Genomic DNA, 15,823 nt, shown 5'->3' with positions numbered 1-15,823 from the left:
ACCATGTCACGCACACCCAAGCCCGGTCTTATCGTTCGAACGAAAGAGTTCTTTCTCAAAACGCTATCTGGTGATTTTGACGACACCCGCAAGTTTCAGAAGCGCCTGCAGGCTTCGATTATGTTTGGCATCGCCGCGTTCAAAAAGTTTCTGCAAGACGAAGTCTTGCTGCGCAGCGCCTCGATCAGCTATGCGATCGTCGTCAGCTTCGTGCCGACTCTCGTGGTCGTGATGATGCTCGGTTCACGTTTCATTGACATGGAAGCCTATTTTGCGCGGGCAAACGATTTTGTGCGCATGAGCGGCATGCAAATCAATCTCGACCCTTACTTTAACGTCATCAGAGAGTTTTTGAAAAATGCCGGCGCAATCGGTGGCATTGGATTTCTCGTTTTACTGTTTTCTGCAACGAGCGTGCTGCGCAATATTGAAGATTCGATCAACAAGATCTGGCGTGTAACACGCAAACGGCCGATGTTCCAGAAAATTTCTGGGTTTATTATGGTGATGGTTTTCGGCCCCGCCGTGCTCGCCGTCGGTATCAGCTATGCGCAGTGGATGCTCGCGCAATTCTCGTCGCCGAACTTCAAGCAGGTGCGAGTGCTGCAAGATACGGTGCAGATATTGGGCGACAAGCACGTCTTTTTGGTGCAGAGCGACAAGGGCAAACCCTACAAAGAAAAGAATATTCTGCCGAATATCGACTACGATGCAGAAAACGCCGTCGTGGTTCTCGATCATGAAAAGAATGTGGTTGTCGATCAATCACAGACTGATATCTACCAGAGCGCCGCGCGTGCAGACAAAGGCCAGCTGCAGAAGGCCATATTCGTCGATTTCGCCAGAACGAATAACCGTGAAATTCTGATCACCGACGGTGGCGTGATTTTGGTGAGCAAAGACGGCGGCGCCATCTACCATGCGAAAAAATTCTACACACTTGAAGACGACCGGGTCAAAGACGTGGTGCTCAGGCGAATTCAATTTATCACCGATCGGCAGGGCCTGATCATTGGTAACGATGGTCTGCTGCTCAAAACCGTCGACGGCGGCGATACCTGGAAACCGGCCTATCAGGCCAATGTGCGCAGTAATCTGCGTCAGGTTGCGCGTGTCAGGGCAGGTTTGTGGGCGGTGCTCGGCGAAGAGGGTGTGGCTCTCACAACGTCTGATGGTGGCGAAACCTTTGCGCCTTATACGCCGCTGACGCAGGCGATGAAGAACAAGAATGCTTCGCTGACCGGCATGGCGATCGCCGATAACGGCATCGGTTTCGCCGTGGGTGAGGCCGGGCTCATGCTCATGACACGTGACAGCGGCAACACCTGGCGTTCGCTCGCGATGGCTGAAAGCCTGTTCTTTCAAGATGTCGCTGTTGCCCCCGACGGTATGGCGATTGCCGTGGGCCTCGACGGCCTGATACGCTATTCTCAGTTCTTGCCAGACGGCTCGGTGCAATGGCGCATTGAAAAAGGGCGCAGCGATGTCGACCTGCAGGCGGTGCGTTATTATGCGAAAGAGAGCCGGTTCTTGATCGTCGGCGACCACTACCAAATGATCATGCAGCAGCACGATGGCACCAACAACGCCGCTATGAAAGATTTCAAAATTATCCAAAAGGCCCCGATCTGGCGAAGACTCATCTCGGCAGCGGGCAATCTGCTGATTCCATTTGCGGTAATTTTTATTCTCTTCTATCTGGTATACAAAATCATACCCTACACTGCAGTCGCGGCGAAATCGGCGGCGTATGGCGCGACTTTCACTTCGATCGCCTTAGTGATCTTCATTCTCGCGTATAAGTTCTACGTCACGAATTTTTCGAAAGGCACGGCGGCGCTTTACGGTACGCTCGCCCTCGTGCCCTTAACGCTCTTGATGCTTTACGTGTCTGCTTTGATTATTCTTTTTGGGGCCGAAATAGCCTTTTTCACACAATATCCGCAGCTATTTCGCATGAGCAAAAAGAAGACACTCGACGAAAGGCATAAGCGGCAGCTGTGGTATGGCCTCAGCATTCTGCACAAGCTTGCCGACAGCTTTAACCACGGCAGAAACGATTGTACCTCAGAGATTCTGCTGAAACACTGCGGCGGCGATCAAGAAGAATTTGGCTTTATCATCGGGCGGCTGCAAGAACGGGGTTATGTGACCGAAACCGACGACCACCACTGGCTTCTCGCAATGAACCCAGACCTGATATCGGTCTCAACGCTGGTTGAAGATCTCGATCCTTCTGATTATTCGATACCCGAATACAATGCCAAGAATGCCTTTATGCGCACAACGAAAGGTTATTTCGATCAGCTTGAAGCTAACCGGGGCAAGGTTTTTCGCAAGGTGACACTTTCGCAGCTGATGGCTGAAAAGTAATAGGGGTTTTGCCTGCGGCGCCGATAATCAGAGGGTGAAGCTCTGCCGGGCGGCCATTTTTTTCGTTTTGCTTCTGCCAGCGAGCCTCGCCGCGACGCTGAGGCTCGACTATTATTATGACCAGTCGGGCATGTTCACGAAGTTCTCTGACTGGATACCGAAACGCCTGCACCAGTGGCAGCCGCAGTTTGTTGAAGACTTTTTCTTACTCTACAGCCTGAAGCAGCTTTCGCAGCAAGAAGAGATCAGGCGCAACATATTCTTTCTGAAAATCGCGCTCGAGAAGAAATTCAGGCACCCGCGCGAGGCGCTGTGTCTCATTCACAACCCGCAGGAATACCATAAATACCGGCTGCTGGTTCATATGCACATCAACCTGCAGATTATGCGGTCATACCTGAGGCTGGCGTCGCTCTTTGACAAGCGGCATCTGTATTTTTATAACCTCGACTTTGCTCCCGAGCTGAAAAACTCGTTTCAGGTGGCAGAGGGCTATTACCGCGAGTCGATGCCATACTGGAAAAAGGCGCGTGATCTCGCGCTCGAAGCTTCGAGCTATAATTTCGAAATCGACATGCCAGGCCTCGAATCGATTCGCGCCGATATTCTCGCGGGCGACATCGACTACACGGTCTTCACCGGCAACCACCTGCTGCGGCTGAAGCAAAAGCAGCAAGAGGTCGATGCCTGGCTTGCGCAAAAGCCAGCGGCGCAGCCTGGTAATCCCTGATCACACGGGCATGGGAGTGCCATAAGGCTGGTCGCCCTGTGGCGATCGTAGCATGCGATGCCTCGCGTGGGACAAAGAACCGAATATATTATCGTGCTGGGCACCAACGTCGGCGACCGACAGGCAAATCTCGCGCAGGCGATGCAAGGGCTTGCCGAAGTGGGCGAGGTACTGCAGCAGAGCAGGGTGCTTGAAACGCTGCCGATTCTGATTCGGGCGCAGGGCAGATTTCTGAACCAGGGCGTTCGGCTCGTTTCTGACCTGAATCCGCCTGATCTGCTAAAGGCGCTGCTGCAGCTTGAGCAGCGTATCGGCAGACAGAAGCGCATCAAGAACGGGCCGCGCGAAATCGACATCGACATCGTCTGGTCGTCGGCCGAGCCCGTGCATCTGCCGAATCTGCGCGTGCCGCATATACATAACCGGTCACGCGAATGGATTCGACAGATCATGAACGAACTCAAGTCAGACGCAGTCGACAGCGAAACCGGGGTCGCCTGGTCGCGCATCAGGGGAAATGCCATCATGAACATACACGACTTTACGAAAAAGAAACTGGCGGGTGAAAAAATTTCCGTCGTCACCTGTTACGACCACGCGTTCGCGCGGCTCGTGGCGCGCACCTCAATCGACGCGATTCTGGTCGGTGATTCGCTTGGCAATGTTGTGCAAGGGCTGCCGAATACGCTCGCGGTGAACGTCGACGACATGATCTACCACGCGCGCGCGGTTCGGCGCGGCGCGCCGCAGGCTTTTATCGTCGTCGACATGCCGTTCATGTCTTACCAGACCAGCGTTGAAAAAGCGCTCGAGAATGCCGGGCGCATCATCAAAGAAACCGGCGCCGACGCCGTGAAACTTGAAGGCGGCAAGGCCATTCTGCCGCAGGTGCGCGCGCTCGTCGAAGCAGGCATACCCGTCATGGGTCATCTTGGTTTCACGCCGCAATCGCTGCTGGCTTTCGGCGGATATAAAGTGCAGGGCAAGGGTGACGCCGCTGCTGAGACACTTCTGAGCGATGCCGTGGCACTTGAAAAAGCCGGAGCATTCGCTGTGGTGCTTGAAATGGTGCCGGCCGCTGTTGCAGAAAAAGTGAGCAAGGCCTGCACGCTGGCAACGATCGGTATAGGTGCGGGCACCGCAACCGACGGGCAGGTTCTCGTCATCACCGACCTTTTGGGTATGGACCCTGATTTCGCGCCGCGGTTTGTGCGTAAATATGCCAACCTCAGCTCAGATATTCTCAGCGCGCTCGAAAATTACGCCGCCGAGGTGCGCGATGTCAGGTTTCCGTCAGAGAAGGAAACATTCCACTGAAAAAAATGGCGCACCAAAAGCGCGTCGCCCTCGTCACGGGTTCAAGCCGGGGGCTGGGCCTGGCGATTGCGCAGCAGCTGGTCGCGCGCGGCTTCATTGTTATTCTGAATGGGCGCGACACCAGTCGGTTGAAGACTGCAGCCGCCGCTTTCAAGTCCGGTGAGGTTGCGACAACCGCCGGTGACGTTGCAGCACACGCGTTCGCGGCGAATCTGACCAAGACTCTCAAAGCCTTAAAAATTGACCACATCGATCTTGTGGTGCACAATGCGGGCATTAACCATATGGGTAACATCAAAGAGACAAAGCCCGCCAACGCTGCCGAGACGCTGCGGGTGAATGCTCTGTCGGTGATTCATCTGGCGCAGGCCGCCCGGGCGCTGCTTGAAAAATCGGCTGACCCGCGCTTCGTGCTGGTCTCGAGCCTCATGCAATATTTTGCAATGCCGGCGCGCAGCGTCTATGCTGCGAGCAAGGCATCGGCCGAGCTCTTCGTCGGCGCGTGGGAGCTCGAACTCAAAGCTGAGAAAAGCCCGATTCGGGTGCAGATTTTTCGGCCCGCAGGCATTGAAACCGGATTTCACGCAAATACAAAGACAGACGGTGATTCACCGCGCTCTGAGGTGTCACGCATGCCGCCCGAAAAAGTGGCGGCAGAACTCATGAAATTGATTGATTCAACCCGGCGCGAGCTGGCGCCGGGGTTTATGAACCGCATCGTGGCGTTCGTGGCGCGGCATTTTCCCGCACTCACACGCCGCCTCATGCTGCGGCGGCATCTGAAATCGCTTCGCTGATCGCCGCCGCCAGATACCTCAGCTCGCGATACCGAAAACTTCGCGTTCGACCGCAAGTTCGGCTTCACCGAGCGTTGACTCAGATTCGAGAAACTCGGTGAAGTTGTGGCCTTCGCGTGTCGCTGAACAGTAGGCGTTGAACATATAGTTCACAAACGCCTTCATGTTTTCTTGCGGCATCGGCAGGTGAAACCCGACACGGTAGGCGAGGTTAATGACCTTGCGCACGAGTGAGCCGCCGAATTCAAAGACATCGATGCCGAGTTCGGCAAAGTCTTTTTCCATTTTCATCGCCAGCGGAATCGCCGGCAGCACCATGAGAAAGCGCTTCACCATCGAGGCGGGGTTGTTTTTCTCCCACCAGGTGAGGGGTTGCGTTTTCAGGTAGTTGGTCGGCAGCGCGCAGTGGCGTGACTCGTCGAGGTGAAACATCTGCAAGACCTCGAGTCCTGGAAACTTGCTCAAAGCGCCGAAGATGCTGAGCGCAATGCCTTCGACGAGCACGTTCATGCCAAAGAATTTCTCCAGTCCCTCAGATTTGAGCGTGCCTTCAAGCATCATGTACTCATAGACCGGTAATCGCGGTATATCTACACCGAAGGCCATGATGAGTTCGCGCAGCACCACGAAGTGTTTTGCTTCTTCGAGAACCTGCATCGTGAGCGCGGCCTTGGCTCCGGTGCTTTTCACGTCGCGCAGAACTTCGTTCGATACGAGCCATGCATACGCTTCGCCGTGCCCTATCAGAGAAAGAATATTGACGATCGCTTGTTTCTGCGCCGGTGTGTATTCGCGGTCGAGCAGCGCCTTGAATTCGGCGGTTTTAATGCGTTCGACTTCGCGCTTTTCATTTTCGTTCAACGCATCGCCCGCCATTTGCATCAGCATTTCTTCATCGCGACTGAGGTCGTGAAAACTCGACCACGATGCATGCTGTTCGGCTTTCCACAAGAGTCGCAGGCTCTTGTCGTAGTGCTTCTTGCGCAGTTCGTCGTTCGCCCCGCCGACAAATTCATAGTGGGCATCGTCGTAGTCGGCTTTGCGTCCCCCGAGATGCAGCGCACCGAGAACGCTGTCGAACGTGCGCACCAAAGTGTTGAGGTAGGCTTCGGCCTTCTCGTTCACTTGCTGGGCGGTCTCATTGACCGCGATTTTTTTTATCTCCATAGTTTCCTCCACTGGCGCCGGGCGCCTCAAAACAGGATAAAAAGATCGTTAAATAACTAGAAGCAGGGTGTCGAGCAAAAAACTATATTTGTCGTTATAGTTTTCTTCGGGCTGCCATTCTTCAAAAAAGGGGGATTTTTCCCGTTCTGGACTAGTAACCCTTTACGATATAATGACCGGCCGTATTATGTCTCTTCGTGATGCAGGGAAAACTCAACTTTGACATGAGTCCTGAGGCCTTTGACCAGAAGGGCACGGTGCTGCACACGCTCACGGGCGGCAGCGAAGAGTTGCAGATTGCAATCCGCATGCCGGCGACGCCCGGCGAGCCCGCCGCAGCCGAGGCTGCTCAGACCGGATATTTTTCCCGCCTCTGGGCCCTGATGCAGCGTTATTACCGCGATCCGCTTGCGGTTTTTTCTTCGTCGCGCACGATGCTGCTGCCGCACCAGGTCGAAGCTGCGCTCAAGGTTGTTTCGGCTTCGCGGCCGCGCTTTCTGATCGCCGATGAGGTGGGGCTTGGCAAAACGATCGAGGCCGGCCTCATATTAAAAGAGCTGAAACTCAAGCACGGCTACCGCAAAATTCTGATCGTCGTACCTTCGCCGCTCATGGCGCAGTGGCAGCAAGAGCTGCGCACGAAGTTTGCCGAAGAATTCACGATTCTCAATGGCGATGCGATGCGCAAGCCGGCGGCATTGCAGAACGGCAACCAGTTTCTGGTGTCGATCGACCTCGCGAAAGACGAGCGCTACCTCGACCAGTTTCTGGGCGCAAATTTCGATCTGGTAGTTTTCGACGAGGCGCACCGGCTGCGGCGCGATGCAAACACAGTGACTCAGGCATGGCACTTTGCGAATGCGATGAGCTCGGCAGTCGAAGGCTTTCTTTTGCTCTCGGCGACGCCATTTCGCGGCAAACTCGAAGAAATATTCTTTTTGATTCAGCTGATCGACCCCGATATTCTGGGGCCGCTCGCGACGTTTCAGACGCAGTTCGCTGAGGATGCATCGCTCTTACGCGACAGGCTTGCCCCTGTGGTTATTCGCCGCAGAAAAATCGATGTCGGCGGCTTCACCAAAAGATTTGCCAAAACGGTAAAGATCGATCTCGGCCGTGAAGAGCGAGAGTTCTATGACCGCACGACCGAATATGTCAAGACGGAGTTTAACCGAGCGCTTTCACGCGGTGAAAATCTGAAATCGTTTATCATGATCGTTTTTCAGAAGCTGCTCGATTCGTCGCCTTACGCTCTGCTGCGCGCGCTCGATGGCCGCCGCGCCCGGCTCGAAGGGCTTTATTTTCGTGTCATGCATGAAATCGCCGAGAGCGACGATGTCATGGAAGCGGTACGCGAGTTTCAAGAAGAAGAGGGCTTTGAAGAGGCCGGTGTTATCAATCCGCAAGAGGTGCGCCAGGAAATTCAGCACCTGACGCATCTCGCGGTGCTCGGGCGCAAAATCGAATCAGACAGCAAACTGAAGCACCTGCAGAAAACGCTCAAGACCATGCGAGGTATGGGGCACCAGAAGTTTGTCATTTTCACGCAGTTCAAGTCGACGCTTGAATACCTGGCTGACAACCTCAAGGGATATCGGGTTGCCGGCTTTCACGGTGGCTTAAACTTCGAACAGAAAGAAGCGGCGATACGGAGCTTCTTTGAAGACACCGATATTCTCATCTGTACCGAGGCTGGTGGCGAGGGCCGCAACCTGCAGATTGCCGCGTGCCTCATCAACTACGACCTGCCCTGGAGCCCCCTCAAGCTCGAGCAGCGCATCGGGCGCATACACCGTTTCGGTCAGGTGCGCGACGTGCACATCGTCAACTTTGCCTGCCGCGACACCGTCGCCGAGCGCGTCGTCGAAGTGCTCGAAGAAAAGATACGGCTCTTTGAAAATGCTCTCGGGCCGTCTGATACGTTGCTGGGGGCATTTGAGAGCGAATATAAGTTTGGCCGCAGCCTTATGGCCTTTTTGGGAGCCAAAAAAACCAGGCGCGAACACAACGAAGAACTCGAACGCAGCCTCTTTCTGGCAAAAGAAAATCTGCGCAACGTCGACCGGCTCATCTCTACCGAGCACATGAGCTTTAATCTCGCAGCGTTCAGGCATGCACACGACAGCGAAGAGGGGCGGCAAAGCGGCAGCGCGCTGAAATCGCTGATCACCGACTATTCGGCCGCAGCAGGCATGACGGTCAAGGCCGACTCAACGGTGGTAGAGCTGCGCGAGCCGGCTCACGAGAACGGCAAGAATCGCATCGTGCGCCGGGGCACGTTTGATCATGACCTGGCCACGAAGCGGGTCGATCTCGAATTTTTCGCCTTTGGGCATGAATACATCGATCGCTGTGCCGCAGAAATTCTCGCGGCATCAGAAAAATCGCCGGTCGTGAAGCTCACTGCGAAACACGATGGCATGCTGTTCTTCATGTCGCTCACCCTTGAACTCGACAAACGCTATAAGCGTATGTACCGGGTCTACGTGCCGCGGCACGAGCGCGACGATGCGCTGCTCGAAGAGATATGCAGCCTCGTGGCAGTGGCAACCGCCATACCCGCAGAAATCGACGCCGGGTATTTAAAAGCCGTGACTCTCAGGGCGATCGAGAAGCTCGAAGCCGAGATACGCGAAGACGTGAAGACGATCATTGCAAAAGTCAGGCCGTCTGAAAGTTATTGGCATAAACGCATCGTCGATTCGGCCGAAGCGCGCAAGTCCCAGATCGAAGAGCGCCTGGAGATACAACGCGGCAAATTGCGCTGGTACGGCGATAAATTTGCGGGTTCAGTGACCAAGATTGCGGGCGAAAAGCGCCGCAGCGAACTCGATGCCTATGAGCGCCTGCAGAGAAGCGATTCACGCCTCAAACCCCGCATCATCATTGATGTAAAAAAGGTTTGCATATTGTCGTCGGCGCACTAAGCGTCGGCCATGGGTCTGGTCGATAACCTCAAAACTTCGGTGAGCGCCGCCGCGCGCGTGGCCCAGACTTCGATCGTCTTTGCCCGGCACGCGCAGTTTTTTACCCGCGTGGTTTCAAACCCCGGCGCCCCAGAAACTGCCCGCGAACTGCGGCGCATCTTCGAATCTCTCGGCGCGACGTATATCAAGCTCGGACAGTTTATCGCCTCTGCGCCGGGCATCTTTCCCGATTCATACGTGACCGAAATGCAGGCGCTGCTCGACCGCACGACACCGGTCGACTTTGCCGATATCGAGAAAGTACTGGCGGCAGATTTGGGCAAAGACTATCGCCAACATTTTCGCTCAATCGAAGAAATACCGCTGGCATCGGCATCGATCGCACAGGTACACGCGGCGACCTTGTCGACAGGCGAAAGTGTGGTATTGAAAATTCAGCGCCCGAACATCGAGGCCAAAATGGACGCCGACCTCGGTCTCATGTCGTTCGCAGCGCGTTTGCTCGAGATTTTGCTGCCAGAGACGAAGCGCGTCGGCGTGACCGACGTGATTCATGAACTGGGCCGTTCTATGGCCGACGAAACCGATTTTATTCAAGAAGCAAAAAATATCGCTGACTTTCAAAAGTTTCTCGACGACACCGAAGAAACCGATGTGATCACGCCGCGCGTCGTGAAGGCGCTGAGCACCAAACGTGTGCTGACGATGTCTCGCCTCTATGGCGCGCCCTTGACCGACCTGCAGGTCGTGCGCAAATATGCCCGCGACCCGCGCGCAGTGCTCGAAAAGGCGCTCGCTACCTGGTTTCAGTCGCTTGCGCTCGTCGGCTTTTTTCATGCCGACGTGCATGCAGGTAACCTCATGATTCTCGAAGATGGCCGCATCGGTTTTCTCGATTTCGGCATCGTCGGGCGGTTCAGCCCGAAGGTCTTTGAGTCATTGTGGATGCTCGTGCAGGGTGTCGGCGAAAAAGACTACCGCATGATCGCCCGCTCGCTCATCGGCCTCGACGCCACGGGCGGTGGCGGGCAGAAAGTTGAAGAAGAAAAATTCGCCGCTGAACTGCGTTCAGTCTTCGAGCAGGTGAATAACTTCGGTAAGGTTGTCGAAACCGCCGCCCGCCGGGGTGAACGCATTGAAGTCGACGAGGGCGATCTGAACCAGATGATTCTGCAGATCGTCGGGGTGGCCCGCGATAACGGACTCAAGATTCCGCGCGAGTTTGCGCTGCTGATAAAACAATTTCTCTATTTCGACCGCTATGCGCAGATTCTCGCGCCGGGCATGTCGGTGTATTCCATGGGGCCTGAAGTGCAGGGCACGCGGGGTAAGGCGCGACTATTGCCGAAATAGCTAAAGTTTTCAGATACGTCAATCTTCTGTATAGGGCAACAGCTGGCGCTGCACACGCTCGTCTTCGCGCGCCAGAGCATGGCGCACAATTCGCCGCACGCTCGCGTGTTTGCCGTTTAGACGCCTCAGGTTCTTTACAGCTTTGACGACCGCCGCCGCGTGGCCCTTGCGGTAACTTTTGAGCGCCAGCCGCGCTGCGGCATGGTAATGCTTTTCTTTTCTGTAGGTTTCGCTCAGCAGGTCGAGATCGCGTGCATCGAGGTTTTCGAGACCGCGTGCGAGCAGCAGCACGCGTGCATCGTCTGGCGTGGCACTTTTGTGGCGATGCACCTTGTAGGCCCAGCCGGTGACACCCTCGCGCGCGGCGACAAAAACGTCTGATACCATTTTCATGAGGCTCACGAGAGAAAGTACGTCGATGCTGTTGTGGTGAATGATCTTCTCTTTCAGATCGCTCTGGCCAAGATGCAGGTATTCAAAATACGCCTGCGCGACTTCGGCGCCGCGTACATCGCCTTCCCGGGTAAAGCCCAGCAGGCGGGCCTCGGCGTCCATGAGGCGAGCGGGCTTTTCGGGATAGATGCGGCGAATCAGGTGGTAGAGATCTATATGGCGTTCGCCTGCGCCTTGAGTCAGAATGCCATAACGCTGCGCGCGCCGCGCCACAAGCGGCCAGTCGAAAGATTTGCCGTTGAATGTCACGAGCGTCTTTTGCCGTGCGAGAGTGATAAATGTTTTAAGGATATCCGCCTCCTCGAACGGCGAAGGAGCAAACAGCAGCCTGAGCCTCGTTTCTGATTCATTCACCCCCGCTGCGCCAATCAAGAAGGGATACGTTTCTTCACCCGAACCGAGCCCGGTTGACTCGAGGTCGAAGAAGAGCAGCTCAGACGAGTCGATGTCGGTCGCAAAATCTACCGCGACCTGCTGGGGCAGGCTGAGGCTCGTGCGCGACAGCGGATGCAGAGTGTGTAGAGATTCATGCAGTTCGAACGCCGTGGGGGAGACGCTCTGCTCACGTGCAGATGCCGGCGCGGGTTTGGCCGGTGAGCGATAGGCGTTTAGTCGCGCCTTAAGTGAATCGTGAGTCACTGAAGAGAATAGAGGTCGGCGAGCTCTTCGAGCTGCGCTGAAAGAATGCCGGTGATCGCCTCTTTGGCTGCAGGCACCGTGACCTGCAGCAGCGACATCTTGAGCGCGGTGCGTTTTTCAGCGAGCGCGCCCGAATTTTCAAATATGGTAACAAGCTGCGGGTAAAGCGACTGCGCAAGCGGAGCCGGCATGCCCTTTTGTTGCGCAGCGGCGAGAGCACGTTGAATGGTTTGCGCGACCTTGCGGTAGGCTTCGACCTCGTCTTTGAGTTTGTTCGCCTGGCCTGCATCGAGCTTGCTGCGCTGCATTACCTTGTGAATTTCATCGAACCACGCCACGTCTTGCTGCTGCGCGGCCTTCTGAAAAAGCGTGTAATAGGTATACGCGGCCTGTTGCACTGGCTGCAATGTGCCATAATACTTTGCATAACCCGCTTGATCGCCCACTTTCATGAAACGCCCGACGGTGTTTACGATCTGCACAAAAGTTCTGAATGCGAGCTGTTGCGGTACTGAAGGCTGCGCGGCTTCGCTGCCGTCATCGTCACCCGAACCTGAATCGGGCACGTAGGTGAGCGGGCGCGCGGTGATAAAGTAGGATGCATATTTATTCAGCAGCACTTCGCCTGGCTGAGGCTTGGGCCCTGCCGATGCAGGGGCTTCACCGGGCAACACGAGTTCAGAAGCCTTGAGCTTTTCTTCAGCCTCCGCTTCGGGATCGAATGGTTTGTATGTCAGCGGCGGGGCTTTTTGAAAGTCGGCTGCGAACTGCATCATCAGATCGTTTGAAGGCACCCGATACGGGTTTTCGTATTCTGCCTTGAACTTCGGTATTTCTGTTTCAAGCAGCTTCTCTTTCACCTTTTCGAGCTGCGGCATAAAATTCTGCCCGATATAGGCGCCCAGCCGCGATGCATTGGCTTCTTTAATGAAAGCGGCGAACTGCGGTAGTTGATCAAAATAGTCGTCGAGTTTCTTAATCACCTGGGCGATGAATGCCGGCAATTTCTGGCCTAATGCCTGTGCGTCGGCCGGTGGTGTTTTCAGAGCCTGCTGTGCGTAGTGCACGAGCAACCTCTGCATCGTCATCATGTATGCCCGGTTGAGGCCGGTTTCTGACAGCTCATAGCTGCCGTCGGCTTTTTTGCTGATCAGCGGCTGGTTCATTATTTCTGGTTTCTGATAAAATAGTCTGCTGCGGCGAGATAACCGTCGGCCCCGAGGCCGGCAATCACGCCGCGCGCGATATCGCTGAGGTATGACTTTTGCCGAAACTCTTCGCGCGCGTAGACGTTGCTGATGTGTACCTCGACGAACGGTACTTTTGTCGCGTTCAGGGCGTCACGAATGCCGATGCTCGTGTGTGTAAGCGATGCCGCGTTTAGAATCAATCTGTCATTTTCACCTAGATTCTGCAGGTAAGTGATGATTTCACCTTCGTGGTTCGATTGATAGAAAGCCACTTCTGCGCGACCTTTCACATGGTCGAGAATGGCCTTCTCTAGATCAGCCAGTGTAAACGTGCCATAAAAGCCCGATTCGCGTTTGCCGAGCATATTCAGGTTGGGGCCGTTGACGACGGTTATGCGCATGTTCTATTATCGCCCCCGACCATCATTAACTAACGCCTGAAATTCTTTCAGGCTCGCAAGCAGTTCTTTTTCGCTCACGGGTTCGGGCAGGCGCGCCTCGCCGGGGGCATTCAACAGCACAAAACGGATTGCGTTACCCTTATTTTTCTTGTCGGCCCGCATGAGTTCAATGAGCTTCTTGGGCTGCGGCAGACCTTTGAGCTTTGTCAATCGCTGAAATTCGCCCAAAGTTGCCGGCAATTCATAGCGCGCGAGCAGGCTTGCGATACGCTGCTCATCGGCAGAAGACAGATAGCCCAGGCGTCGCGATACCATGGCCGCAAACCGCATACCAATCGCGACCGCCTCACCGTGCAGAATACCTTTGTAGCCAGCGTGCGCTTCGAGGGCGTGCGCGAGGGTGTGGCCGAAATTCAGAAAAGCGCGAATCGACTGTTCGCGCTCGTCTTGCACGACGATTGCCGCTTTAACGGTGATGCACGCCGCCGAAACCATCGCTTTGAGTTCTGTCGAATTCGCAGCGAGCGCAAAATCATGGCGCTCAAGCTCGGTGACAAAATCTTCTTCGCTGATGAGCGCGGTTTTGATCGCCTCGGCAAGCCCACATTTGAGTTCGCGCGGGGGTAGTGAATGCAGAACAGAGGGAACAATATATACGGCGCGAGGCTGGTGAAAGACTCCCACGAGGTTCTTGCCTGATTTCAGGTTTACCGCCGTTTTGCCGCCGACTGATGAATCGACCATCGCCAAGAGGGTCGTGGGTATCTGCACGAAAGGCACGCCCCTCATGAACACACCCGCCAGGAAACCGGTGAGATCGCCGACCATACCCCCACCGATTGCGATAAGTTCTGACGACCGGTTGGCGCCCAGCTTAATGAGCTTATCGGCAATCGCCTCGAGCGCAGAAAAACTTTTGCTCTTTTCACCCGATGCAATGACGATGAACGGCACTCCCTTCAGGGCGCTGCGAAAAGCCTTGCCGTGCAGGCGGTCTACCGTGCTGTCGATTAAGGCAAATTGCCGGCGTTCAGAATGCGCTGCCGGCCGCAGAGCCGCAATGGTGTCGAGATATGTGACCCAATACCTGTGCCCCGCAACCGGAACTTCAATCTTGCCAGGCAGCTTCACGCTTAAAGTTGAATACCCGCGACGAGCTGGTCGAGTTTTTCAACTGCCGCATCCATCGTTGTTTTGCGTACGTTGAGTGGCGGCGCGAGGCGCAGCACCGAGTTGCCGCCACGGCCGACGATGAGGCCGAGCTGCAGCGCTTTCTCGATCAGTGGGCGTGCTTCGATCGAGTCGACAAACACAATGCCAATCAAGAGGCCGAGCCCGCGAACCTCGGTGATTTTATCAGGGTATTTTTCTTTGAGCTTGTTCAAAGCGCTCGTCAGGTATCGCGCAGATGCCTTAACGTGGTCAAGAATCTTTTCGGCTTCGATCGTGCGAATCACTTCGTAAGCGACGGCCGTCGCGAGGTGGTTGCCGCCAAAAGTTGTGCCGTGCATGCCCTTTTCAAAGACTGCAGCATGCTTTTCTGCGACAAGCATCGCGCCAATGGGAAATCCGCCCCCGAGGCCTTTTGCCATAGTCACGATGTCAGGCAGAACGCCGTAATGCTGGTACGCGAAATAGTGGCCGCTGCGGCCCATGCCGATCTGAATTTCGTCGAAGCAGAGCAGGGCGCCTTCTTCATTGCAGCGGGCGCGCGCAATTTTCAGAAAGTCAGACGACAGCGGAATCACCCCTGATTCGCCCTGAACAGGCTCGAAGATCACTCCGCAGGTGTTTGAATCAATGGCCGCCGAAAGGCCTGCGATGTCGTCGGCGGCGACAAACTCGATGTGGCCGAGAATTTCACCAAAACCTTTCTGAATCTTGTCTTGTCCCGTGATCGACAAAGCACCGAACGTGCGGCCATGAAAGCCATCTTTGACTGCCACAACTTTCTGGCGCGCGGGTGATTTGGTCTGGCCGTAAGCGCGCATAAATTTCAGCGCCGCCTCGTTTGCTTCGGTACCCGAATTGCAGAAAAACACCTTGCCGGGAAAATTGATCTCGACAAGTGCACGCGCCAGCTGCGCCTGCTGTTGGTTAAAAAAGAGGTTCGAAGTATGCCACAGCATTTCTGCCTGCTGATTGAGCGCGGCGATCAGATCTGAATGCGCGTGGCCGAGAGCTGTCACGGCGATGCCGCTCAAAAAATCGATGTATTCTTTGCCCTCTGTATCGTAGAGGTGGTCGCCGGCACCGTATTGAAAAGCGACCGGCATACGGGCATAGGTTTGCAGCACGTATTTTTCATCGAGCTCGCGAATTTCTTTGAGGGTCAGGCGTTCTGCGGGGTCAAAGGCATTGCGCTGGCGTGGTTCATGCGCCGGAGCAAGCGCATTCATGTCGGGCAAACCGACAAACTCGCGCGCTGATTCTGCTGTTTTGAACTCTTCACCCATGCCGCCTCTTTGCGTGTTCG

The 15,823-nt window shown here is 55.3% G+C and carries 12 protein-coding genes and 1 pseudogene; 7 read left to right on the top strand and 6 right to left on the bottom strand.

Annotated elements, in window-relative coordinates; translation table 11 throughout:
• The first annotated feature begins 3 nt into the window (after positions 1-3).
• The 5 genes and pseudogenes from TURPA_RS19590 to TURPA_RS19575 all read left to right on the top strand — a co-directional run bounded on the left by TURPA_RS19590 (position 4) and on the right by TURPA_RS19575 (position 5,217).
• A complete protein-coding gene (locus TURPA_RS19590; protein ID WP_014805006.1) occupies positions 4-2,373 on the top strand; it encodes a YhjD/YihY/BrkB family envelope integrity protein in 2,370 nt (789 codons plus the stop codon).
• A gap of 67 nt (positions 2,374-2,440) precedes the next feature.
• Positions 2,441-3,103: a hypothetical protein gene (locus TURPA_RS19585; RefSeq protein ID WP_245536799.1), complete on the top strand. Its 663-nt coding sequence runs from the start codon at positions 2,441-2,443 to the stop codon at positions 3,101-3,103.
• A 57-nt stretch (positions 3,104-3,160) separates the two neighbouring features.
• Positions 3,161-3,553, top strand: a pseudogene (gene folK / locus TURPA_RS24075) (2-amino-4-hydroxy-6-hydroxymethyldihydropteridine diphosphokinase); the annotation flags it as partial.
• Positions 3,554-3,625: 72 nt separating this feature from the next.
• Positions 3,626-4,420 (top strand): 3-methyl-2-oxobutanoate hydroxymethyltransferase, encoded by a 795-nt coding sequence (gene panB, locus TURPA_RS24070; protein WP_041949624.1) that lies wholly within the window; start codon positions 3,626-3,628, stop codon positions 4,418-4,420.
• Positions 4,421-4,425: 5 nt separating this feature from the next.
• Positions 4,426-5,217: an SDR family NAD(P)-dependent oxidoreductase gene (locus TURPA_RS19575; protein ID WP_014805003.1), complete on the top strand. Its 792-nt coding sequence runs from the start codon at positions 4,426-4,428 to the stop codon at positions 5,215-5,217.
• An 18-nt stretch (positions 5,218-5,235) separates the two neighbouring features.
• Here TURPA_RS19575 and TURPA_RS19570 read toward each other — a convergent pair whose 3' ends face one another.
• Positions 5,236-6,384, bottom strand: a complete 1,149-nt coding sequence (locus tag TURPA_RS19570) for a hypothetical protein (protein WP_014805002.1) — start codon at positions 6,382-6,384, stop codon at positions 5,236-5,238.
• A gap of 200 nt (positions 6,385-6,584) precedes the next feature.
• On the opposite strand from TURPA_RS19570, the gene TURPA_RS19565 reads away from it, so the two are divergent.
• A complete protein-coding gene (locus TURPA_RS19565) occupies positions 6,585-9,311 on the top strand; it encodes a DEAD/DEAH box helicase (protein ID WP_014805001.1) in 2,727 nt (908 codons plus the stop codon).
• 9 nt (positions 9,312-9,320) lie between these two features.
• Positions 9,321-10,664 carry an ABC1 kinase family protein gene (locus tag TURPA_RS19560; protein WP_014805000.1) on the top strand — a complete coding sequence of 448 codons (1,344 nt, stop codon included), beginning with the start codon at positions 9,321-9,323 and terminating at the stop codon, positions 10,662-10,664.
• A gap of 18 nt (positions 10,665-10,682) precedes the next feature.
• Here TURPA_RS19560 and TURPA_RS19555 read toward each other — a convergent pair whose 3' ends face one another.
• Genes TURPA_RS19555 through TURPA_RS19535 form a run of 5 tightly spaced genes read right to left on the bottom strand, consistent with a single transcriptional unit; the run spans position 10,683 to position 15,803 of the window.
• Entirely contained in the window at positions 10,683-11,756 is a 1,074-nt protein-coding gene (locus TURPA_RS19555) for a ribonuclease H-like domain-containing protein (protein WP_014804999.1), read from the bottom strand.
• Positions 11,753-12,922, bottom strand: a complete 1,170-nt coding sequence (locus tag TURPA_RS19550) for a hypothetical protein (protein WP_014804998.1) — start codon at positions 12,920-12,922, stop codon at positions 11,753-11,755. Before TURPA_RS19550 ends, TURPA_RS19555 begins: the two co-directional genes overlap by 4 nt.
• Positions 12,922-13,347, bottom strand: a complete 426-nt coding sequence (gene aroQ, locus TURPA_RS19545) for a type II 3-dehydroquinate dehydratase (RefSeq protein ID WP_014804997.1) — start codon at positions 13,345-13,347, stop codon at positions 12,922-12,924. The genes TURPA_RS19550 and aroQ overlap by 1 nt, the downstream gene beginning before the upstream one ends.
• A gap of 6 nt (positions 13,348-13,353) precedes the next feature.
• A complete protein-coding gene (gene aroB, locus TURPA_RS19540; protein WP_014804996.1) occupies positions 13,354-14,478 on the bottom strand; it encodes a 3-dehydroquinate synthase in 1,125 nt (374 codons plus the stop codon).
• Between the two features lie 2 nt (positions 14,479-14,480).
• Positions 14,481-15,803, bottom strand: a complete 1,323-nt coding sequence (locus TURPA_RS19535; protein WP_014804995.1) for an aspartate aminotransferase family protein — start codon at positions 15,801-15,803, stop codon at positions 14,481-14,483.
• Between the last annotated feature and the right edge of the window lie 20 nt (positions 15,804-15,823).

Source organism: Turneriella parva DSM 21527 (assembly GCF_000266885.1).
Lineage (GTDB): Bacteria > Spirochaetota > Leptospiria > Turneriellales > Turneriellaceae > Turneriella > Turneriella parva.
Note: the sequence above shows the minus strand (reverse complement) of the source record. Positions and strands in the feature narration are given on the sequence as shown.